Raw genomic sequence first — 20653 nt, 5'->3', positions numbered from 1 at the left:
CCAAGAGCGGGGGGCCGACAGCCTGGGTGGTGCTTGTCTCAGTACAACCGGGGCCGAGCGCGGTACAGAGCGTCACCGCAGGTCAGGCCGGTAACCGGCGCGGGGCCAGTCCCCCGGTCCGGTCGGCTCAGTCCTCCAGCGAACCCTTGCGGGTCGAGGTGATCTGGTCGATCAGACCGTAGGACAGCGCCTCGGCGGCGGTGAGGATCTTGTCGCGCTCGATGTCCTCGCTGATCTGCTGGCTGGTCTGGTTGGAGTGCTTGGACAGCATCTCCTCCAGCTGCTCGCGCATCCGCTGGATCTCGTTCGCCTGGATCTCCAGGTCCGACACCTGACCGCGACCGGTCTCGGTGTAGGGCTGGTGGATCAGGATCCGGGCGTTGGGCAGCGCCATCCGCTTGCCCGGCGCACCCGCCGCCAGCAGCACCGCGGCGGCCGAGGCCGCCTGGCCCATGCACACCGTCGCCACGTCCGGGCGGACGAACTGCATGGTGTCGTAGATGGCGGTCAGCGCGGTGAACGAGCCGCCGGGCGAGTTGATGTACAGGGAGATGTCGCGGTCCGGGTCCATCGACTCCAGGCACACCAGCTGCGCCATGATGTCGTTCGCGGAGGCGTCGTCCACCTGGGTACCCAGGAAGATGATCCGCTCCTCGAACAGCTTGGAGTACGGGTCGTAGCGCTTGATGCCCTGCGAGGTCCGCTCCTCGAACTGCGGCAGGACGTAGCGGCCCTCGGCACGCATGTCCTGGACGCGCTCACGGGCGCTGGACAGGCTGGGGATGTTCATGTGGTCTGGCCTCCGAAAGCGTACGGACTGTGGTCGTTGACGGTCGTCGACTGCGGGCCGGGTCAGGCGCCCGTGCCGCCGCCGCCGGGCACGTCCGCGGCGCTGTGCATGATGGCGTCGATCAGGCCGTAGTCCACGGCCTCGGCCGCGGTGAACCAGCGGTCGCGGTCGGAGTCCTTGATGATCTGCTCGGTGCTCTGGCCGCTGTGGTGGGCGATCAGCTCGGACATCCGGTGCTTCAGCCGGACCAGCTGCTGCGCCTGGATGCGGATGTCGGTGGCCGAGCCGCCGAGACCGGCCGAGGGCTGGTGCATCAGGATCTCGGAGTTGGGCAGCGAGAAGCGCTTGCCCTTGGCGCCGGCGGTCAGCAGGAACTGACCCATCGAGGCGGCCATGCCCATCGCGATGGTGACCACGTCGTTCTTGATGTACTGCATGGTGTCGTAGATCGCCATGCCGGCCGTGACCGAGCCACCGGGGGAGTTGATGTACAGGAAGATGTCGCGGTCCGGGTCGGCCGCGAGCAGCAGCAGCTGGGCCGTGATCTTGTTGGCGATCTCGTCGTCGACCTGCTGGCCGAGGAAGATGATGCGCTCGTTGAGCAGACGGTTGTAGACCTGGTCGCCCAGCCCGCCGCCACCGATGTCGCCTGCGGCGGTGGGAGCGTACGCCCCTGACATGTGGGGCAGGCCGGGCATCTGGAACTGGGGAGTCGTCACGTATCCACCCGCTCATTGTCATCGGACGGCTGGTCTTCCGCCGTCACTGCGTCTCTTACGAAGGTCGGTCTAAGGCCGGTCGAAGGTCGGTTCCGGCAGCCGCAGCGGCAGCCGGGTTCGGTGGACCGACAGTCACCCTGCCCCTCGTACCAAGGACCCTAACGCGCAGGCGGGGCCTGGCCATCCCTCACACTGAACTGTTCGCTGTGAGCGCAGGGTCACTGTTCGCTGTGAGCGCAGGGGGCCCGGAACCTGGTCATCCGAGGTTTGCGGGGCATGCCGAAGGGCCCGGACGCGTGCTGCGTCCGGGCCCTTCGGCGGTGCGGGTCCGTCCCGACCCTCGGCCGTCGAGCCCCGGGGTCGGGCCCCAGGGCTTGGCGGTCGAGCCCGGGTCGGGCTCCGGGGTCAGGCCTCGATGTCAGGCCTCGGGGTCGGGCTCCGGGGTCGGGCTCCGGGGTCAGGCCTCGGTGGGCGCGGCCTCGTCACCCTCGACGACCTCGGCGACGGTCTCGGCAGCAGCCTCGACCGTCCCCTCCTCGTCCTCGTCGTCCTCGAAGTCGACCGGGTTGCCCTCGGTGTCGGTGACCTTGGCGGCCTCGACCACGACGGCCAGGGCCTTTCCACGGACGACCTCGCCGACCAGCAGCGGCACCTGGCCACCCTCGACAACCTGCTGGGCGAACTGGTCCGGGGTCATCCCGGAACCGGCCGCACGGCGCAGCAGGTGCTCGGTGAGCTCCTCCTGGTTGACCGCGAGCTCTTCCTTGGCGGCGATGGCGTCGAGCACGAACTGGGTCTTGATGCCCTTCTGCGCCTGGGCCAGCAGCTCAGCCTCGAACTCCTCCGCGGACTTCTCCTGGACCTTGAGGTAAGCGTCCAGGTCCATGCCCATCTGCGGCAGCTGGTGGTGCTCCAGGTTGTGCTTGCGGGTGTTGATCTCGTCCGCGAGCAGCTTCTCCGGGTAGGGCATCTCGACGAGCTCCATGAGCTTGTCGAGGACCTTCTCCTGAGCCTGGGTGGCCTGGTCGAACTCCTTCATGCGGACCAGCCGCTTGCGGGAGTCGTCCTTCAGCTCGTCCAGGGTGTCGAACTCGCTGGCGAGCTGGGCGAAGTCATCGTCCAGGGCCGGGAGTTCCTTCTCCTGCACGGTGGTCACGGTGACGGTGACCTCGGACTCCTTGCCCTCGGCGGAACCGCCCTTGAGCTCGGTGGTGAAGGTCGCGGTGGCGCCGGCCTCCAGGCCGATGACGGCCTCGTCGATGCCGTCGAGGAGCTGGCCCGAGCCGATCGCGTAGGTGATGCCGGTGGCGGTGCCGTCGTCCGGCACCTCACCGTCGACCTTGGCCTCCAGGTCGATGACGACGATGTCGCCATCGGCGGCGGCGCGCTCGACGGTGTTCACCGAGGCGAAGCGGTCGCGGAGCTGCGTCAGCGTCTCCTCGACGTCCTCGTCGCTGACGGCGATGGCGTCGACCTCGACCTCGATGGCGGAGAAGTCCGGCAGCGTGATCTCGGGACGGACGTCCACCTCGGCGGTGAACTTCAGGTCACCGCCGTCGGCGATGCGCTCGACGCCTTCGAGGCCGTCGATGTCCGGCTGACCGAGAGCGTCGATCTTGTTCTCATCGACGGCCTGGGTGTAGAAGCGCGGCAGCGCGTCGTTGACGGCCTCCTCCAGCACGGCGCCGCGGCCGAAGCGCTGGTCGATGACGCGAGCCGGGATCTTGCCCTTGCGGAAACCCGGAACCGTGACCTGCTGGTTGATCTTCTTGTACGCCGCGTCGAGGCTGGGCTTGAGCTCCTCGAAGGGCACCTCGACGGTGAGTCGAACCCGGGTCGGGTTCAGAGTCTCCACGGCGCTCTTCACGGTTGGGTCTCCTTGGGGGCTTGCGGTCAGGGTGTCCGCCGCGCGCTGTGGTCCAGTACGCGGCGAGACGGGTGATAAGTCAGAGGCGACTTCGCCCGCCGGGGTGGGGTGGACGGTGAGCTCGCTCCTCGCCCTCGCGGCGGCTGCGTCGTGGACCTGTCCCGCTGGACATGCCACGCATACACCCGCCAGCGGCCCATCCTACCGGTACCACAATCTGCGTTGGTCCCCGCAAGTCGGGACTAGCTCAGCGAGGCCCCGCGCGACCGCTCCACCGGGGTGTCGGCGGGGGCGGCATCCGTCGCCGCCGCGCCGGTCGGCGGCACGTCCGGCTCCTCGGCGGCTGCCCTGGGTTCCGCGGCGTTGGGGGTCGCGGCCTTGGAGGTCCCGGCGTTGGAGGTCACGGCGTTGGAGGTCCCGGCCTTGGAGGTCCCGGCCTTGGGGGTCATGGTCGGCGCGGCGTCGCGGTCGGAGACGAACAGGGCGATGACGGCGGCCAGCAGCGCCAGTCCGGCGGCGGTCAGGAAGGCCGCGTGGTACGCCGCCAGGTTCGCCACCGGCGTACCGCCATGACCTGCGGTGACCATGCCGCTACTGGTCAGCACCGCGCCGAGCAGGGCCACGCCGGCGGCCGGGCCGAGCTGCCGCTGGGCGTTGAAGAGGGTGGAGGCGCGTCCGGTGGCCCGGCCGCTGATGGTGGCGAAGGCGGCGGTCTGGGCCGGGAGGAAGATGTACGCCATGCAGAACCCGGTGCCGAACATCAGCGCGCGGGCCGCCCAGGCGGTGGTCTCCGGAGTGAGCCGGGACATCAGCGCCAGCATCACCGCGACCCCGACCGCGCCGACCGCGATCAGCCGCCGCGGGCCGACCCGCGGGTAGAGGCGTCCGGCCAGCTGCGAGGCGATCATCACCCCGATGGCCTCAGGGAAGGTGTTCAGACCGGTCCGCAGCGCGCTCGCGCCGACGGCGTCCTGGTAGTAGAGCGGGAAGACATAGAGCATGCCGAGGAAGGCCGCGCCGGAGGCCAGGCTCAGCAGGTTGACCGTGCGGAACAGCCGGTCCTTGAACAGCCGCAGGTCCAGCATGGGTTCGGCCAGCCGCAGCTCGACCACGACCAGCGCGACCAGCGCCACCGCCCCCACGACCGCCGGGCCGACGATCCCGGGCGTGCCCCAGCCCTTCCCGGCGCCCTCGGCGAGGGCGTACATCACGCCGCCGAAGCCGACCGCGGCCAGCAGGAACCCGGCCGGGTCGAACCGCCCGGCGCGCTCGGTGCGGAAGTCGGGCAGGTTCAGCAGGCCGAAGGCCATCGCGGCGGCGCCGATCGGCACGTTGACGATGAACACCCAGTGCCAGGAGAGGCTGTCCACCAGCCAGCCGCCGAGCACCGGGCCGAGCGCCGGGGCGACCGCGGTGGGGATCATCAGCACCCGCGACGCCCGCATCCGCTCCTCCTGCGGGAACGCCCGGAACAGCATGGTCATCCCGACCGGCGTGAGCATCCCGCCGCCCGCGCCCTGCGCGACCCGGTACAGGCTGAGCTGGTCCAGGGTCTGCGCGGTGCCGCAGAGCAGCGAGGCGAGGGTGAACACCGCCAGCGCGGACAGGAAGACCCGCCTGGTGCCGTAGCGGTCGCCCAGCCAGCCGGACAGCGGGACGAACACGGCGAGGCTGACCAGGTAGCCGACGTTGACGATGCCGACGGAGGCGGCGCCGACGTGGAACTGGTCCCCGATGGACGGCAGCGCCACGTTGACGATGGTGGTGTCCATGATCGACATGAACAGCGAGGCGACGAAGACGGCGGCGACGGCGGTCTTGGGATCGAGTCGGGTACTTCGGGGCATGTCGGCTTCACGCCTTCCGTATCGGCTGGGGTCGGTATCGGCGGCGGCCGCTGGGGGCAGGGGTGCTGGCTCGCGCGCTCGGGCAACGCCGCCCGGACGACCGGTATTCCAGCCGCCTCGCCGCGCCGCGTCCACGCCAAAGGCCCCGCCGTCCCCGGCAGGGCCTCGCTGGTGCCGCGTCCTACTTACTTGCTACGTCACTTTGCTTACTACGTCACTATTGCGGTCGCTGCTGCTGCCGCGCTACTGGTCGGGGTGACCGGATTCGAACCGACGACCTTCCGCTCCCAAAGCGGACGCGCTACCAAACTGCGCCACACCCCGTCTGGACGAGACGTAGCGTACATGCTCGGCCCCCGGCGCCTGCCAGGTTTTCCACCCGCGCCCCCACCGCACTCCCCCCGCACGCCCCACCGACACCCGCGCCACACCCCGCCACACCCCGCCACCCGATCAACCGGTGTGCATCGCCCCGACCCCGTCCGCTACGCTTGCCCCGAACGCACAGCAATGCGCGCTCTGCGGGCGTAGCTCAATGGTAGAGCCCTAGTCTTCCAAACTAGCTACGCGGGTTCGATTCCCGTCGCCCGCTCCGACCGGTTCGGCCCCAGCTCAGCGACCTGATCGCGGAGCCGGGGCCGATCTTCGTTCCGGGGGTTCACTCCCCCGCGTGCCACACGCGTGCCACACCGGACTAGATCTTGGTTTCGGGAGCTCCTCCTTCGGCCTGCTCGCGACCTGATCCCCGCTTGAGTCCGGCGATGATCTGCGCGTTCAGCCCGTCGGCGATGACGCGCTGCCGTTCCTCGGTTGCGTGCTGGTAAATCAGCGCGGCGCGGGCGGTCCCGTGGCCGAAGCGGGCCATCAGCTCCTTGGTGCTCGCCCCGGTGGCCGCCGCCATCGTGTTCCCCGTGTGGCGGAGATCATGGAAGTGCAGGCCCTTGATCCCGGCATCAGCACACGCCTTGCGCCAGACCCGGTTGAAGTGGTTCCGGCGGGGCGTGGCCCCCTTCGCGCCGACGAACACTCGTCCATCGCGCCCCTGTTCGGCAAACACGGCCATGTGCTGACGCAGAGCCGGGAGGATCACATCCGGGATCACCACCGTTCGCACGCCCGCCCGACTCTTGGGCAGCTTCGTGATCCTGGCCCCGCTCCGCAGCTCGGCGACAGCGGCGCGGACCCGGACACGCCCGGCGTCGAGGTCGACATCCTGCCCGCGCAGAGCGATCAGCTCTCCGAAACGCAGGCCCAGGAAGGCAGCGAGCAGCACCATCAGCCGGTACCGGTTCGGGGTCTTCTCCGCGATGGCGAAGACCTCGGCCACGCTGGCGGTAGGCCGCTCGGGGGTCTCCGTGACACTGCCGCCCTTGATCCGGCACGGGTTCCGGACGATAAGCTGATCTTCCAGCGCGGTATTCATGACGGCCCGCAGCAGGGCGTACGACTTGGCGACGGTGGCCGCTCCAGTGTGCTCCAGGCGGGCTGCCCGCCAGAGCCGGACGGACGCCGGGGTGATCTCAGCGACCGCGATCTTCCCAAAGGTCGGTACGAGATGGAGCCGAAGCAGCGTCTCGTACAGCTCCCCCGTGGTCTCGGCCAACCGGCGCTGCTTGATCCAGGCCGCCGCGTAGACACCGAACGGCACCTTGCCCGCGTCCGGGTCGATCCAGCGACCAGCGCCGATCTCTGTCTCTTTCGCCGACAGCCAGTCGGTAGCGTCCTTCTTGATCCGGAAGGTCTCCGGAGCGGGCCGCATCTGCCCGTCCGGCCCCCGGTATCGGGCCTGCCAGCGACCGGACGGCAGCTTGCGCACGGCCCCGAAATCCCTCTTCTTTCCAGCCATCAGGCAGCCACCCCCAACTGACGGCGCGGGACGACGGGGTGCACCGTGTTCGCGGCGAGGTACCCGTGCACGGCAGATTCGGCGATCCGGACGTGCCGCCCCACGTGGACGTACTCGATCCGGCGTTCCTCGATCAGGCGACGCGGGAAGCGCTCCGAGGTTCCGAGCAGTTCGGCGACCTGAGCGACGGTCAGCAGGCGGTCAGGCATGAGTGGGCTCTCCTTCCGTGCCAGGGGCGGGGGTTGCGGCTTCGGTGAGCCAGCGTTCGCCGGGGGTCAGGCCGACTCCGGCGAAGGTCCAGTGAGCGAGGACGAGAGTGCTGCCCTGGTCGTGGTCGTCCGGGGCCCGGTGCCGGCTGTTGTCGTCGGCGGCCATGGCCTGTTCGCGACGCCAGGCGGCGCGTGCGTCGCGGAGTGCGCCGAGGGTGGTCGAGTAGCGGCGGGTCTTGGTGGAGAAGTGGCCCCGGAAGCCGAGCATGTGGGCCCAGGGGCGGAGTCGTAGTTCTGCCAGTTCGGGACGGGAGCCGAGTTCCCAGCAGGTGCGGATCATGCGGCGGGCGTGGTCGGTGATGTCCAGGTGGGCCAGTTCGGCGAGGAACTTCACCGGGCGGTCGAGGGTGCCCGTGGCTGTCTCGGCACCCTTGGTGGCGTACTTGGCGATGTACGAGGCCACCGCCCGCTCCGTGAGGTCGGTACCGCCCTCGAAGTCGGCCGTGCGGATGGTGCGAATGTCCAGCTGCGTGCCGAAGGCGGGGGTGTGGGCCGTGCCGTCCACCACGGGCCCGGGAACCCGGGCAGTAGCGGCAGCGGCGCGGATGGCGTCCGCCAGGAGATCGGCGGTGGCCCAGGCCGGGGGTGGGGTGGTGCCTCCAGCGGGTCCGTCGATGCGGATCACGGCGTGGAAGTGGACCAGGCCGCGCCTCTGGTACTCGGCGACCTTGGCGAAGGAGACGCGGGCGTACGCCTTGAAGGCCCGTTGGCTGAGGCCGGCCCGCTTGGCGATCTCCCGGCGCAGGTAGATCGAGAAGCGCCGCCAGAGCGCCCCGGCATGGGCGTTCCACAGGACGGCCCCGCGATAGTCGTAGGTGTCGGGGTTGAGGGGAGTGCCCAGTTCGGCGGCGTCCTCGGGGTGGAGTGCCCCGCAGCGGCAGGGCCGGGCTGTTCCGGCTGAGCCGGGCGGGCGGTTGTGGACCGGGCCGAAGGAGGGGGCGGTGAAGGTCGCGAAGACGCGGGGGTGGGTGGCGACCTGGTCGGGTGTTCCCTTGCCACCGTGGAGTCCGGCGGTGATCAGGTGGAAGGTGTCGCGGCGGTAGGTCTCGGCGCAGGCCGCGCAGCGGGTGAGGCGGCGATTGTTGCAGCGGACCAGCAGGTGCCCGGCGGGCAGGTCGGTGGAGTGAAGCTGGTGCAGGATCTCGCCGGTTCGGGTGTCGACGTCGGTGCGGTGGCCGTCCAGGCGGATCGGCCGGGTGCAGCCGCCGAGGCCCTGGAGCTGGCGGAGCAGGGCGGGCATGGTGCCGAGTTGGGCGAGGGCGGCCAGGTCGGCAATCGGGGGCGGGGTACTGGCGGGCATCGGGTGCGGAACTCCTATCTCAGCTAGTCGTCTAGATGTGTTTGCCGTTGACGATCTGGACTCCGGTGCGGGTACCGGACTCCACGGCGGGTGCAAGGAAGGTGTGGGCGAGCCAGAAGCCGAACAGGGCGATGACGAGGGCGGCCCACAGGCGGATGCCGAGGACCTTGATCGCGGCCCAGGCGATGACGCCCAGGACGAAGACCACGGGCAGAGTGATGGTCACGGCGAAGGACTCCTCTTAGCGGACCGGGCAGCGGTGGGTGCGTGCGGCCAACTCGGCGGCGGCGCGTGAGTCGTAGTCGGCGGAGAAGCCGCAGCGCGGAGCCGTGCAGGCGGCGGTGTGCTTCTCATTGCCGCGAGAGTCGTAGGAACTGCCGACCTGGACCGGGCCGATGCGGACGACCTTGCGGAAGCGGCGGCGGGCGTACATGGGATCTCCTCTCAGAGCTGGGCGGCGATGGCTTCGGCGAGCGGTGCAGAGACGCCGAGGCGGGCGCGCAGGGTGGGTGTGTCGATGGCCGCTCCGGTGCGGGTGAGGTGGTCAGCGGCGAGCTTTCGGGCGTGCTCGACCAGGGCGACGGGCACGGCCGGGCCGGGCGGGATGGCCGGCGGGGGTTCGGGGGTCATGGGCGGTTGGTCGGGTTCGACCTCCGGGGCAGCGACATCCCCGGCGAGCTTCGGGGTGGTGTGGGCGAGCAGGGTTCCGCCGAGGAAGGCGACCGCAGGCCATCCGGCGATGAGGATGCGTAGCCAGGCGGGTACGGCGGCCTGGTCGAGGAGTCCGGCGGTGGCGATGTTCGCGCCGAGGGAGGCGGTGAGGGCGATCAGGAACCAGCACCACCCGGCGGTCTTGGGAGATCCGGACCGCAGCCGCCGCCAGGCCGCGACCAACAGCAGGTCGACGGAGACGGGGTAGGCCCAGGCTTTCCAGCCGTGCTGTCCGGCGGCCGAGGCGATGTCGTGGAGGTGGGCGAAGGACAGTGAGGCGGCGATGACCGCTTGGACCACTACCGCGTCGATGCGGGCCAGGGTTGCGCGCATGGTGCGGACTCCTCTCGGACGGTCATCGGTCGGTCGACGTGAGCTGTTCGGCCCGAGCACGGGCGTTGGCGGCGACTTCGGCCGCGTCGACGTCGCTAGGACAGGCGGCGGCAATGCGCTCCAGGAGCTCCGCCTTGCGAGTCATGAGCTGGGCGTACTCGCCCTGGTCGGAGGGGTTGCGGTCGGCCAGGGCGGCGAGGAACGCGGAGATCTCGGAGGCAGTGGGCTGTGACACGGCTGTTCCTTCCTGATTCGGGCATGGCGGGGTAGGGACGTGGCGCGCGGCCGGGTGGGGAGGGGTTGGTCAGTCGGAGACGGGCAGCGGCTTGAGCAGCGGGACCGGTCGGTCGGCGGGCTGCGCGGGCACGGCGGGCCGGAAGGGATCGAGCGCAGCAAGGTGCGGCACGAGGCCCGTGGTCTGGGCACATACGGCGGCGGCGTCGCCGAGGGATAGGTACGGGGTACGGACGCGGGACCAGCCGCCGGAGGTGTCGCCGACGACGGCCAGGCCCGGCCGTTCGGGTGCGATGGCGCATGCTGCCCCGACTGCTTCGGGGGCGATGTCTCCGAGCGCCATCTTGGCGGACGCCTCATCGTTCACGCGGTGGCAGACACGTCCGGTCAGCTGGGCCCGGAGCATGGTCGCCCCTTTCCCCAGTTCAGCGCCGAACCGCTGGCCGCAGACCTCCAGGTAGATGCCCGCAGCCCGACCGAGCTGGGCCAGCCGAATGAGCTGGGTGACCATCTCGTCCCGCCGGTCCTCGTCCTTGCGCGTGGCGACCATGAACAGTTCGGCGACCTCGTCCACGAACAGCACGACCGGGACGGGGCGTTCGGCCTCCGGCAGGCCCCAGATGTCCGAGGTGATCTCTTCGTCCGGGGTGGTGGCGGCGATACCCTGCCGGGCCTTGATCAGGTCGTACCGGTCCTCCATCAGCTGCACGAGCACCGGCAGCAGCTCTGCCGCCTGTTCCGGATCGGTGGCCAGCGCCGACAACCGGGGGGCGAACGGCGCCAGTTCGACGCCGCGCTTGCAGTCGATCCCGACCAGCGCCACCCGCTGAGGGGCGAGCCCCACCACCAGGTGCCGCAGGTACATGGACTTGCCGGACAGCGTCGCGCCGAGCGTGAGTTGATGCGGGATCGCCCGGTAGTCCCGGACGAAGGCCGTGCCGTCCTCACGCAGGGCAACTGGCACCTTGAGGAAGTCGGCCACGGTCCGCCGAGGCATCCGTACCCTGCGAAGGACGTCGAAGCCGACGAGCCGCAGCTCGACCACGCCCGGCTTGATCTCCGAGACGTACACGGCGTGCACACCCCAGGCGTGGCGGAGCCGTTCCGCCGAAGCCGCCACGTCGGCCGGTTCCTGGCCAGGTGCCAAGCGCAGCCGAAGTCGCATGCCGGTCGAGGTGGGGCGGATGATCCCGCGTCGCGGGGGCACCGGGCGTACCTCGCGGCGGGTGGTGGCCCGGACGGCCAGGGCCCGGAGCCTGGAGGGCGCGACAGTCAGTCCGCACGCCTCCATGACCGACCCGTAGGATCCCAGCAGCCGTGCCGTGGAGAGCGGCAGGCCAACCGTGCACCAGTACGCGGCCGGGCGCTGGGCCCGGAGGTAGGCGGCCCCGCCACCGAGCGCGGCGACCGGACCACCCACCTCCATCAGCGTCACCAGGTCTGACATCTCTCAGGCCCCGATCGCCATCGGGAACGCTCCGGCCATGACGGCGGTGGCGCGGAACGCGATGCCGTGCCGCTGCTGCCCGTTGAACGTGCTCTCCCAGGGGCGGGCCACCAGGCCGGGCAGCGAGACCGGGGAGCCCAGGCTCAGGCCCTCCCCCACCCCGCTCTCCGGGATGGTGACCTTGATCAGCGAGGACTCGCCGTCCTCGATGTAGACGACGCCGACCGTCTTCAGCGTCTCGCCGCTGACTGCGTCCTTGGCGATCTCGCCGGTCTGCCGGTCCTTGAGCTTGGTCTCCGGGGCCTCGGTCAGCAGGATCGTGGCCGACGAGGTCTCAACTCGAATGGAACGCAACGCCTTCTCCTCATCAAGACAGCTACTCGTCTATATAAGTAGCAGTGATTGCAACCGCTGAAGCGGGTGCGAGAACCACTGTGCCACAGAGGTGAGCTACTCGTCTAGATGAGTTGGCGTGTTTCCCTCTACGAGTTCCGGGAAATGACACCGACGACCACGCCCGTGCTCCCCATCGGCCCTCAGGTGGCGGGCAGTTGGTAGGCCAGGACGTAGGCGTCCGCCGCCATCAGCGTGTCGCAGACCTCCACCGGACGGCCCTCGGTGTCGTACGCCGTGCGGACCAGGTGGATCACCGGCACACCGGACGCCAGGCGCAGTGTCTTGACCTCGTCCGGGGTGGGCATGCGGGCGCTGACCTCCTCGTCGAAGTGGTCCAGGCGGTGGCCCAGCTCTTCGAGGCGTGCGTAGATGCCACCGGGGCCGGGGTTGGGTTCGGCGATCGGGGTGTTCCGCGCCAGGTCGAGCGGGAGGTAGGACACCGCGAACTCGACCGGCCGCCCGTCGAGCAGGTAGCGGCGTCGGCGCGCGAGGACCTTGCGGGCGCCCCCCAGACGAGTGGCGATGTCCTGGGACGGCTTCTCCTCGCGCACCACCAGGCCATCGACCTCCGCATGTCCCCCGACCGCTTCCGCTTCCACGGTGAAGGCGGACTTGCCCTGCTCGCGGTGCCGGCGGGCGAAGCGGTCGGAGGCCAGACGCCGGACCGGGGGGCGCGGGCGGACGAACACGCCCTTCCCGTGCTCCGACGCAACCAGCCCCTCCCCCTGGAGGACCGAGATCGAGTTGCGGATGGTCATCCGCGAGACGCCGTAGTGCTCGATCAGCTCCGTTTCCGAGGGGAGCTTGTCGCCCTCGGCGAAGCGCCCCTTGTCGATCGCCTCGCGCAGTTGGTCAGCGATCTGGCGGAACACGGCGCGGTCGCTGGTCGAGTCCAGCGCACCGAGCAGGCCGGAGGAGAGAGGCGGCATGTGCACTCCTGAGGATATCTAGACGAGCAGGTGAGTTTTGTTGCTACGGTGGAGAGCCTAGCCATTCGAGGGGACCCAGGAACGTGAACGCTGAACGCCCCCACTCCGTGAGCGTCGCCGGAGTCGTCGTCGACGACCGGGGCCGCGCCCTGCTGGTCCAGCGGCGCGACAACGGCCACTGGGAGCCCCCGGGCGGCGTACTCGAATCCGGCGAGACCGTCCCCGACGCCCTCCAGCGCGAAGTGCTGGAGGAGACCGGCATCAAGATCGCGCACCCGGCAGTCCTCACCGGCGTGTACAAGAACATGACCGGCCTGATCGTGTCCCTGGTCTTCCGCTGCGAGGCCATCGACGGCAATCCGACCACCGGCGACGAGACCCGCGCACTGCGCTGGGCCACCCGCGACGAGGTCAGCGCCCTTGCCGACGAGGCATACGCGATCCGCGTCCTGGACGCACTGGACGCCGCATCGCCGCCCGCAGTCCGGGCGCACGACGGCGTCAAACTCATCTAGCCCGAACCCACTACCCATGGCGGCCCACCAGCATAAAGGAACTTGTATGGACGAGTATATGAGTAGCCCACGGGTCTGGGGGCTGAGTTGCCCAGGTTGCCCCGAAGAAATCGGCCGGGCCCGCCGCTGGGCCCGCGAGATCCTCAGCGGAACGCCGTGCGCCGACGACGCCGCCCTGATCGTCAGCGAACTCAGCACCAATGCCGTCCGCCACACCGCCAGCGCCGAAGGCGGAGGCACCTTCCACGTCACCCTCACCATCAGCCCCGGCACGCTCACGGTCGCCGTCACCGACGAGGGCACCAAACTCCACGCGCCCGAAGTCCAGCAGGCCGGCACCAACGCCACCCACGGTCGCGGCCTCGACATCGTCCACGTCCTCGCCCACCAGGTCGCCATCACCGGCGACCACCTCGGCCGCACCATCACCGCCGAACTCCAGTTCCCCCACCAGGAGATCCCGGCTCAGTGACCGGCGCTCCGCCCAGCCCTCATTCCCCGCACCTGTCGGAAGGCATCCCATGACCATCCCAGCTGTATCCCTGATTCACCGTGGCTACCGCAGCGAGTGCCGCTCCATGAGCCCCACCACCGGCGAAGAGCCCGAACTGGTGGCCCTCCACAACACCACCGACGCAACGCAGGCAATCCGCTGGATCCGCCACTGCCTCAACACCGTCCTCTACACAGTCAACCCCGACCAGCGCGACCACGTCACCCGCTGGATAAACAGCGACCACACCCAAGCCGTCGACGCCCTGACCCACGGCCAACCCGTCACCATCACCGCAACCTACGCAGACGCACACCTCGAACTGACCGCCCGCCCCGTACTCTTCCTGCCCCTCCTCCCGCCACCCGGCAAGCCAGTCATCCGCTACACCCTGCTCTGCGCCTTCACCAACCGCCACACGGAATTCAATGAGTAACAACCTTCTCTACGGGTTCAAGACCCGTCGTCGCTGACGCTCCTCCGGGCGCGCGGCGCGTCCGACGCGCCGCCGCTCCTGTCTCCGCCCCGCTCCAGCGCGCCAGCCGCCCCGCGCGCCCACTAGCCAGAACGGGGTGGCCGCGAGGGCTGACCCAGATTCCAGCTCGTCAGGTCAGGACGATGCCTCCGGCGGGGGCGCTCCGACTCCCGGATGGCCACGGTCCAGTCGGCGGGTAGCGATTTCATCGTGGCTGGGTGGGGGCTGCCATCCCCTCTGCCGTCGTCCCAGGCAAGGCCGCTCCACGTACGTGTGGGACGACGGCAGACGGGATGGCAGCGAGGAGGGGTGTGGTTGATGCGGAGCTGAACCCTGCGGAATTCACAGTCAGCTGAGATCAGAGCAGCTACACAGGCGAGGCAGCAGTGACCAAGATGCATGGAGAAGTCATGGTCCGACCAGCCGCTCCGGTGGCACTGTATGGAACTTGTGTGAAAAACCAGCATAGAGAAATCACTACATGCGAGACAACCGATCCACTCATGTAATAGGTGGAATGAGGCGGAAGTCAGTCAGATGAACTCCGGTGTAGTGTCGTCCACCAGGCCCTCGAATAGCCGAAGAGGACGCATTCAAATCGAGGTTTAGGGCGAGCAATTGAGCGACTAGATCTTCATCTACACTAAAGCCATAGGCTTTCAAGACGGCCGCATCCAGCTGCAAATGGAGATCCCTAGTCCTATTCTTGCCAGGGATTTTCAATCCATCATACTGTTTGGCCAGTGAAATTCCTCTATCTGAGAATTTCTGCCGATTTTTCAAGATCTCAGCCGCAGCTTCAGCAACAGCTACGGCGTCTTCATTGGAGGCCGACTGAGGCCAGGGAAATGAATCCCACACAGTTGTAGAAGTGTACCTAGGGTCACTTTTAATGTGGGAGCACCGGGCCTGCAGCCAGGCGTCATGGACGGATGAACTGACAATCCCGAAGGAAAAGTCATCAGCAAGCGCGAAAACGGTCAAGGCATCACCGGGATGAATTCGCGAGTCAACAAATGAGAAAACGGTGTTCCTGTTCTCGGTCATATGGCGTGACGTCGCGAGATACCGCGGAAGTGCTGAAATTGAGTCAATCATCTCACTTCGACGGCGCCACAATTGCCACCACCTGTTCATGAATAGCCGGTGTTGATTTTCGGGGCGGAATTTTGCGCTCGACAGTGCCCCCAGCCGGTTCTTCTCTTCCTCCTTGTCGAGCAGCTTTTGCCTTTGAATTAGAGCCTTTTCCTTCAGGTACTTTGCCAAGCGAGGATGATATGCATCGAGCTCGCTGAAATCATTCTCAGGAACATCAATAACCCATTTGTCAATCGAGGCACCGTGGAGAAGCTCCCTACCACCCAAGAACGGGTGGATATACTTCAGGCTTTGATCCTCGCCAGCCAAAATCTCACGGCGTTTTCCGCGATCGATCAGGTAGGCCGACACGATCCCCGCAGTTTGCCCCTGGAAGCATGTGGCAGGCGCTTGATTTACATCGAGAGTTGCCGCTTTACGCGCATCAATGCTAGTCGTAAGAGCACTAGTGATGTACTCCGTGGAGAGTCTTAGGTTCCCATTATTTAGCCAGAGAATCTTAGGATTTACATCTACGCCTTTGCTCCAGTTTACGATTGAGACATGGACTACAGCATCCCCAGACCATGGCTTGCTTGATACCGCATCGAAGATATATCCGCCATTATCAACAACATAGTCAAGGCTCGCTACACGAGACTGATTATCGCGGACAGAGTTCGTTGCAACGAAGCCGGCTCGACCCCCTTCCTTCAAGTGGTTGTGGGCAAGGGGGAACCAATACGTGACGAAATCAGATACACCCTTGACGCCCGGATACCGCTCTGCCAAATCTTGACAGTATGCGGGCCCTAGCTCGTCTGACATCATCCGCCGACCCATGTAAGGGGGGTTCCCGATCACTACGTCGGCAGCAGGCCAAGGAGTAAACAGGGCATCAGCGGCGACGATACTTCCATCCAGATTTTCGAGAGGAAGAACCTGTTGCTCGTCATGTAGCTCATCTGATGAGAGCTTCTTTCCAAGCATCATCGTCACTTTAGCAATTTCCACGGCGAACTCGTTTTTGTCAATTCCGTAAAAGTTGCTGGTATGGATGAATGAGATGGATCCTTGGTTAACCGCCCCGGATCGGCGCCGCTCCGCAATCCGCAAATGAATATCACGCTCTAGGCGACGAATTTCTCTGTACGCCACATACAAAAAGTTTCCAGACCCACAGGCTGGATCCAAGATGCGAAATTCAGAAAGCTCGCCTAGTAGATGTTCGAGCTCAAGGATCGTCCCAGCTCGTTCAATTTTCTCTCGCCATGGATCCACTATGGTAGGACCGACAACGAGTGCGATATCAGCTTGGCTAGTAAAATGCGCCCCGTATGCATGCCTTTCGCCGTGATCCATCCCTGTTTCGAATAGCGTCCCAAAGATTTCCGGGCGCACGGCAGACCAATCCGTCTGACAGGCGTCATGGAGGCGAATTAGCTCATCGCGCGTCAGGTCAAATCCCTGAATATCCGCAAAAAGACCGCCGTTGAAATATGGTGTCCCCTTGTAGCGACCAGCAGGAGTGTAACCTGGCCTGTTCATCTCCCGAAATAGGCCAAAGAGTAGGTCGTAGGAACTGCCGCCACTAAGCGACTCTTCAACCGCTTGCGAGAAACTATGACCAGGAAGGAGGCTGATATCCTGGGCGAACATTGTCATTACGCACTGCAAAACAAAACGCTGGGCTTGAATTCGGTCGATATTCCTCTCTCTGAGCATTCCGAAAACGCTAGCAACCTGTGCAGCAGCCTCTCTCGTTACAGCGACTAGGTCGTTTCCGAATGAAGGCCTCTGCTCAATCGGCAGAAGAAAAGAAAGCCCATCCCATCTTTGCGCGAGCTGCTCTATGGGGATTCTATCCATAGGCTCATCTAGTTGCACGCTAAAGTCATAGATGAGAAACTCGTCAAAATTACAGAGGATGACATATCGGGGCCGATCGGGAACCGCGCGAACCCAGTAGTCGAATGCCTGCCGGTAGTGCTGAACGAGCTTCGATCCGGACTTTTTCATCTCAATAAGGCAGCGGCCTGGCCACAGCAGATCGGCGAACGAAGTTCCCTTATCATCGTGCTTTTTGAGGCGATGCTCAAGTGTGGCACCCGCCTCAACTACGCCTTCGTGGCCGAAGGCACGAAACATGCGGTCGAGAAATATTTGCGCTTCGCCTTTTTCGTCACCAGTCAGGAATTCATTCCTGTACTTTACGAAGTCGCTGATTCGCTGCCGGAGGGGCTGAGGGTCTACGGGCGCCATGTTCGGGATTCTAGGGCACGAGTGCCGAGGCGCACCCCGAATCGAATGATCTAGATCCTTGGTACTTGGGGACTGGCTGACCCGTCAGGTGGCCGACAGGTCTGGATCACCCTCGGCAACCGCTGCGGAGTCACTGCGTCTTCGTGCTGGTGGACTGACTTCAACTCCCGCTACCACGGCTCAGAGCGCGATGGCCCTGGCTGGATCAGTGCGGCCATGCCGTCCGCCACGGGGGCGGATCGGGAAGCCCTCTGGCGCTGTAGTCCGAGATCTCGTGCCCCATGCGTGCCCCAACGGGCGCAGCCGAGCGGTAAACCACGGTCAATCCGGTGCCTGTCCGACCAGCAGAGCAACGGCCAGCAACGGGATGAACGAGCAGGTCAGGGCCGGTATCTCAAGGTCAACGGGGCAGTGCTTCCCAAGCTCAGAGCGCGAGTTCGATACTCGTCACCCGCTCCATAACCGACGCCGCACCCGGTGACGGCGGGATCGGCAGCTCAGCCACAGACAGACGCCTCCGGCGGGGGCGCTCCGGCTCCGGGATGGGGAGCACCGCCGGCGAGTACCGCTTGGTTCATGGCTGAGGAGGGGCTGCCATCCCGCCCACCATCGGCCCAGGCAAAGCCGAGCAGCCTTGGCCCCTGGTGTCCAGGTCGTTCGTCCAGTGGGGCGCTCCACCTGGACACCAGGGGCCAAGCCCGCTCCACGTACGTGTGGGCCGATGGCAGACGGGATGGCAGCGGGGAAGGTTGTGGTTTCCGCAGAGCGGATGCCCGGGTCGCATAAGCATCCCGACTTGATCAAATTGTCATAACTCCTCCAGTCAAACTATGGTCTGACCATGACTCAGAATGATGAGATTTCCGGCCAGGGGCGTATGAACGTCCTGGTAAGCAGCGTCGCAGAGCTCGCTAAGGCCGTTGAGGGGATCAGGGCATCGGTCAGCGACCTGACGGAACTCATCGGCGTGGACCCCAAACTCAGGTCTGGCTTCTCGCGCGTGAAGCGCCACCTCCCGTCGAAGCTCGCCCTCGACAGCATCAGCAAAGAGTTGGCCGCCATCTCCGCCGCGAAAGACTGAGTCCGCCCGGACTTCGGTGGGCCCCGTGCCACTCGCGTGCCAGGTCGGACGGGAAGCTGCGGGGAGTCAGGGGCAACGCAGGTGCGGTCGGCACTCCGCCGCAGGTCAATGGATCGCCTGGTCAGCCGGGATCCGGGAGCGGACTCTTCCAAACTAGCTACGCGGGTTCGATTCCCGTCGCCCGCTCCAACAGGATCGGCCCCAGGTCAGCGACTTGATCGCTGGACTGGGGCCGATCTTCGTTCCGGGGCCTCACTCCTCCGTGTGCCAAACCGGACCCATCCCGTCAAGCATCAGCTCGCCAGAAGAAGGGCGAGGCGAGTCCGTAGCGCTCTCTCCATGTCCAGATTGTCACCGCGTCTGATGGTCTGGAGCAGTTGCGTGATCACGACCAGCTCGGAGAAGCGACCCGAGGGCGTGTCGAGCACGCAGGCAAGTTCCGTCCAGACCCTGGTGGCTGTCTCCGGGATGAGCAGGCTGTACGTGTGCAGCATCGCCGCGTCGTAGCCGACCGGTGCGATCCCCCATCCCTCCCAGTCGAGGATGTGCAGTGCGGGGGCAGTGAGGTTGGCCCAGTGCAGGTCTCCATGCGCCGTCGACCAAGCGGGAGGCTCGGTGGCGATGGGGACACCGAGGAATTCCGGCATGGCCCGGTCCAGGTATTCCTGACGGACGGCGATTCGAGCGGTGGGTGTCATGGACACAGCGTCGAGAGCACGGCTCAGCCCGGACCACCACTCGTCGCCCAATCCGACAGCCGTCCGCAGAACCGGGCTGTCAGTGGTGACCGTCATCTCGGTCACGGCGTCGTACAACTCGGCAAGGTACCCATGCTCCGTGTCGGTCCAGGTCTCGTGCCGCCGAAGCCGGGGGCGAGGCACCTCTGCGGGCATGGATGACTCGGCCTCAGCCGGTCCCTCCCACAGCTTGCCGCCCGCCTTCGCGGCGGGCGCTTCGACGAGGCGGAGCCAGCCTGCTCCCTGCTGGGTGGTGACGGGACGGCCGAGGGTCCGGCCGCGCCATCCCCATGCCTCGCGGGTACCGACCAGGGAGGCACCGAACGCCTCGGCGATGGCGGCGTGCGTCTTCCGCATTCGGGCGGCGATGGATAGTTCAGGTTCCGAGTACATCCGTGATCCTCTTGAGTGTCTCCCTGGACAACACCGGGCCGTCGAGCGCGGTCACGGCCTCGGCCCAGTGTTCCTGCTTCATCGTGGACAGCAGTACCCGCCGCACACCCGGGGCAGAGGCGACCACAGAAAGTGCGGCCTGCGCGGGACTCCTGTCCGGGGCGATCAGGTCGAGCAGTTCGCGGGTGACCATGCCGGGCACCTCGCCACCGTGCAGCGGGGCGGAGGCAAAGACCGCGATGCCTGCGGCATGCGCGTCAGCCAGGACACCCTTGCCTTCAAGCGCTTGGGCGATGGGCGCCAGGTGGACGAGTGAGAGCGGGAGCTGCACAGCCCGCAGGTGATGGCCCGGACCGCCTGCGCGGAAAGCCGCGCCGAGGAGCGTAGGGATATCGAAGACACCCCGGCTGAACCCGCTCCACGTGGCGACGCCGTAGGCATGGATCTCACCGTCGGCACACGCCTGTTCCAGAGCGGCGAACGCGGCGTACAGACGCTCGTTGGCCTGCTCGGCGGGGCAGTTGTGCTCAGGGTTGTGCAGGAAGACGAGATCCGGGATCCGCCCGAGCGCGCGTCGGCTCCTGGCCACCTGCCACCGGACATAGTCGGGCGACAGGTTGTGGCCGCTCTCCGCCTCGGACACGGTCAGCGCTCCCTCGCCCAAGATCTCCTGCCGGTCCGGCACCGGGATGAAGCCGACCTTCGTCGAGACCCGGACGTGGGAGTAGCGCGCCAGGACCTGGGAGACTTCCTGCTCGGCCAGCCCGGCCGCGTAGTTGGGTGCGGTGTCGAGCCAGTCCGCCCCGGACTGGGCCGCCATGACGGCGGCCCAGTGGACGTCGGGGCAGCGGTAGAAGGGCGGTGGGCGGAGGCGGGGCCGTGGGGGTGTCTCCGCGTATGAGGGGCGGGGTTCCGGTGCTCCTGGGCGACGG

At 66.8% G+C, this 20653-nt stretch carries 21 protein-coding genes and 2 tRNA genes; 5 read left to right on the top strand and 18 right to left on the bottom strand.

The features are described 5' to 3' along the window. Positions 1–127: 127 nt before the first annotated feature. From GXP74_RS07730 to GXP74_RS07710, 5 genes are all read right to left on the bottom strand, one after another. On the bottom strand, positions 128–790 hold the full coding sequence (locus tag GXP74_RS07730) for an ATP-dependent Clp protease proteolytic subunit (RefSeq protein ID WP_182450649.1): 663 nt from the start codon (positions 788–790) through the stop codon (positions 128–130). Between the two features lie 62 nt (positions 791–852). After that, complete coding sequence (locus tag GXP74_RS07725; protein ID WP_370468540.1) at positions 853–1488, bottom strand: ATP-dependent Clp protease proteolytic subunit; 636 nt, start codon at positions 1486–1488, stop codon at positions 853–855. Positions 1489–1966: 478 nt separating this feature from the next. After that, on the bottom strand, positions 1967–3376 hold the full coding sequence (gene tig / locus GXP74_RS07720; protein ID WP_182450648.1) for a trigger factor: 1410 nt from the start codon (positions 3374–3376) through the stop codon (positions 1967–1969). A 242-nt stretch (positions 3377–3618) separates the two neighbouring features. Beyond that, the gene (locus tag GXP74_RS07715) at positions 3619–5223 is read right to left on the bottom strand and encodes an MDR family MFS transporter (RefSeq protein ID WP_182450647.1); all 1605 of its coding nucleotides are present in this window, start codon (positions 5221–5223) and stop codon (positions 3619–3621) included. Positions 5224–5470: 247 nt separating this feature from the next. Next, positions 5471–5547 (bottom strand) — tRNA-Pro (locus GXP74_RS07710). 197 nt (positions 5548–5744) lie between these two features. Here GXP74_RS07710 and GXP74_RS07705 point away from each other — a divergent pair. Next, positions 5745–5815, top strand: a tRNA-Gly gene (locus tag GXP74_RS07705). A gap of 102 nt (positions 5816–5917) precedes the next feature. Here the strand turns inward: GXP74_RS07705 and GXP74_RS07700 are convergent. The 10 genes from GXP74_RS07700 to GXP74_RS07655 form a co-directional block, all read right to left on the bottom strand. Beyond that, positions 5918–7039 (bottom strand): tyrosine-type recombinase/integrase, encoded by a 1122-nt coding sequence (locus tag GXP74_RS07700; protein ID WP_370468394.1) that lies wholly within the window; start codon positions 7037–7039, stop codon positions 5918–5920. 29 nt (positions 7040–7068) lie between these two features. Further along, entirely contained in the window at positions 7069–7278 is a 210-nt protein-coding gene (locus GXP74_RS07695) for an excisionase family DNA-binding protein (RefSeq protein ID WP_182450645.1), read from the bottom strand. Beyond that, on the bottom strand, positions 7271–8578 hold the full coding sequence (locus GXP74_RS07690) for a replication initiator (protein ID WP_182456258.1): 1308 nt from the start codon (positions 8576–8578) through the stop codon (positions 7271–7273). Before GXP74_RS07690 ends, GXP74_RS07695 begins: the two co-directional genes overlap by 8 nt. Before the next feature lie 91 nt (positions 8579–8669). Beyond that, the gene (locus tag GXP74_RS07685) at positions 8670–8864 is read right to left on the bottom strand and encodes a hypothetical protein (protein ID WP_182450644.1); all 195 of its coding nucleotides are present in this window, start codon (positions 8862–8864) and stop codon (positions 8670–8672) included. Between the two features lie 15 nt (positions 8865–8879). Then, complete coding sequence (locus GXP74_RS07680; protein WP_182450643.1) at positions 8880–9071, bottom strand: mobile element transfer protein; 192 nt, start codon at positions 9069–9071, stop codon at positions 8880–8882. 11 nt (positions 9072–9082) lie between these two features. Then, positions 9083–9682 carry a DUF2637 domain-containing protein gene (locus tag GXP74_RS07675; RefSeq protein ID WP_182450642.1) on the bottom strand — a complete coding sequence of 200 codons (600 nt, stop codon included), beginning with the start codon at positions 9680–9682 and terminating at the stop codon, positions 9083–9085. A gap of 22 nt (positions 9683–9704) precedes the next feature. Beyond that, on the bottom strand, positions 9705–9917 hold the full coding sequence (locus GXP74_RS07670) for a hypothetical protein (RefSeq protein WP_182450641.1): 213 nt from the start codon (positions 9915–9917) through the stop codon (positions 9705–9707). A gap of 69 nt (positions 9918–9986) precedes the next feature. Continuing rightward, positions 9987–11363 carry an FtsK/SpoIIIE domain-containing protein gene (locus GXP74_RS07665; protein WP_182450640.1) on the bottom strand — a complete coding sequence of 459 codons (1377 nt, stop codon included), beginning with the start codon at positions 11361–11363 and terminating at the stop codon, positions 9987–9989. A 3-nt stretch (positions 11364–11366) separates the two neighbouring features. Continuing rightward, the gene (locus tag GXP74_RS07660) at positions 11367–11717 is read right to left on the bottom strand and encodes a hypothetical protein (RefSeq protein WP_182450639.1); all 351 of its coding nucleotides are present in this window, start codon (positions 11715–11717) and stop codon (positions 11367–11369) included. 182 nt (positions 11718–11899) lie between these two features. Next, the gene (locus GXP74_RS07655) at positions 11900–12688 is read right to left on the bottom strand and encodes a GntR family transcriptional regulator (RefSeq protein WP_182450638.1); all 789 of its coding nucleotides are present in this window, start codon (positions 12686–12688) and stop codon (positions 11900–11902) included. A gap of 107 nt (positions 12689–12795) precedes the next feature. On the opposite strand from GXP74_RS07655, the gene GXP74_RS07650 reads away from it, so the two are divergent. The 3 genes from GXP74_RS07650 (at position 12796) to GXP74_RS07640 (ending at position 14132) form a co-directional block, all read left to right on the top strand. Next, positions 12796–13203, top strand: coding sequence for an NUDIX hydrolase (locus GXP74_RS07650; RefSeq protein ID WP_182456256.1), 408 nt, complete (start codon positions 12796–12798; stop codon positions 13201–13203). A gap of 58 nt (positions 13204–13261) precedes the next feature. Beyond that, positions 13262–13675, top strand: coding sequence for an ATP-binding protein (locus GXP74_RS07645; RefSeq protein ID WP_225447783.1), 414 nt, complete (start codon positions 13262–13264; stop codon positions 13673–13675). Positions 13676–13781: 106 nt separating this feature from the next. Further along, positions 13782–14132 carry a hypothetical protein gene (locus GXP74_RS07640; RefSeq protein ID WP_182450636.1) on the top strand — a complete coding sequence of 117 codons (351 nt, stop codon included), beginning with the start codon at positions 13782–13784 and terminating at the stop codon, positions 14130–14132. A gap of 540 nt (positions 14133–14672) precedes the next feature. Here the strand turns inward: GXP74_RS07640 and GXP74_RS07635 are convergent. Continuing rightward, positions 14673–17510 carry a DNA methyltransferase gene (locus tag GXP74_RS07635; protein ID WP_182450635.1) on the bottom strand — a complete coding sequence of 946 codons (2838 nt, stop codon included), beginning with the start codon at positions 17508–17510 and terminating at the stop codon, positions 14673–14675. Between the two features lie 841 nt (positions 17511–18351). Between GXP74_RS07635 and GXP74_RS07630 the strand changes: the two genes are divergently transcribed. Then, the gene (locus GXP74_RS07630; RefSeq protein ID WP_182450634.1) at positions 18352–18591 is read left to right on the top strand and encodes a hypothetical protein; all 240 of its coding nucleotides are present in this window, start codon (positions 18352–18354) and stop codon (positions 18589–18591) included. Positions 18592–18884: 293 nt separating this feature from the next. On the opposite strand, the gene GXP74_RS07625 is transcribed toward GXP74_RS07630, so the two are convergent. Then, positions 18885–19721 carry a hypothetical protein gene (locus GXP74_RS07625; RefSeq protein WP_182450633.1) on the bottom strand — a complete coding sequence of 279 codons (837 nt, stop codon included), beginning with the start codon at positions 19719–19721 and terminating at the stop codon, positions 18885–18887. Beyond that, positions 19705–20541 (bottom strand): aldo/keto reductase, encoded by an 837-nt coding sequence (locus GXP74_RS07620; protein WP_182450632.1) that lies wholly within the window; start codon positions 20539–20541, stop codon positions 19705–19707. The genes GXP74_RS07625 and GXP74_RS07620 overlap by 17 nt, the downstream gene beginning before the upstream one ends. Positions 20542–20653: the final 112 nt, after the last annotated feature.

The organism is Streptacidiphilus sp. P02-A3a, from assembly GCF_014084105.1.
GTDB lineage: Bacteria > Actinomycetota > Actinomycetes > Streptomycetales > Streptomycetaceae > Streptacidiphilus.
This window is presented reverse-complemented; position numbering and strand designations above follow the sequence as displayed.

Coding starts and splice junctions, on each gene's coding strand:
- GXP74_RS07730 (WP_182450649.1), bottom strand. CDS start 790: ATGAACATCCCCAGCCTGTCCAGCGCCCGTGAGCGCGTCCAGGACATG.
- GXP74_RS07725 (WP_370468540.1), bottom strand. CDS start 1,488: ATGCCCGGCCTGCCCCACATGTCAGGGGCGTACGCTCCCACCGCCGCA.
- GXP74_RS07715 (WP_182450647.1), bottom strand. CDS start 5,223: ATGCCCCGAAGTACCCGACTCGATCCCAAGACCGCCGTCGCCGCCGTC.
- GXP74_RS07695 (WP_182450645.1), bottom strand. CDS start 7,278: ATGCCTGACCGCCTGCTGACCGTCGCTCAGGTCGCCGAACTGCTCGGA.
- GXP74_RS07690 (WP_182456258.1), bottom strand. CDS start 8,578: ATGCCCGCCCTGCTCCGCCAGCTCCAGGGCCTCGGCGGCTGCACCCGG.
- GXP74_RS07680 (WP_182450643.1), bottom strand. CDS start 9,071: ATGTACGCCCGCCGCCGCTTCCGCAAGGTCGTCCGCATCGGCCCGGTC.
- GXP74_RS07675 (WP_182450642.1), bottom strand. CDS start 9,682: ATGCGCGCAACCCTGGCCCGCATCGACGCGGTAGTGGTCCAAGCGGTC.
- GXP74_RS07665 (WP_182450640.1), bottom strand. CDS start 11,363: ATGTCAGACCTGGTGACGCTGATGGAGGTGGGTGGTCCGGTCGCCGCG.
- GXP74_RS07655 (WP_182450638.1), bottom strand. CDS start 12,688: ATGCCGCCTCTCTCCTCCGGCCTGCTCGGTGCGCTGGACTCGACCAGC.
- GXP74_RS07645 (WP_225447783.1), top strand. CDS start 13,262: ATGAGTAGCCCACGGGTCTGGGGGCTGAGTTGCCCAGGTTGCCCCGAA.
- GXP74_RS07640 (WP_182450636.1), top strand. CDS start 13,782: ATGAGCCCCACCACCGGCGAAGAGCCCGAACTGGTGGCCCTCCACAAC.
- GXP74_RS07635 (WP_182450635.1), bottom strand. CDS start 17,510: ATGGCGCCCGTAGACCCTCAGCCCCTCCGGCAGCGAATCAGCGACTTC.
- GXP74_RS07630 (WP_182450634.1), top strand. CDS start 18,352: ATGACTCAGAATGATGAGATTTCCGGCCAGGGGCGTATGAACGTCCTG.
- GXP74_RS07625 (WP_182450633.1), bottom strand. CDS start 19,721: ATGTACTCGGAACCTGAACTATCCATCGCCGCCCGAATGCGGAAGACG.
- GXP74_RS07620 (WP_182450632.1), bottom strand. CDS start 20,541: ATGGCGGCCCAGTCCGGGGCGGACTGGCTCGACACCGCACCCAACTAC.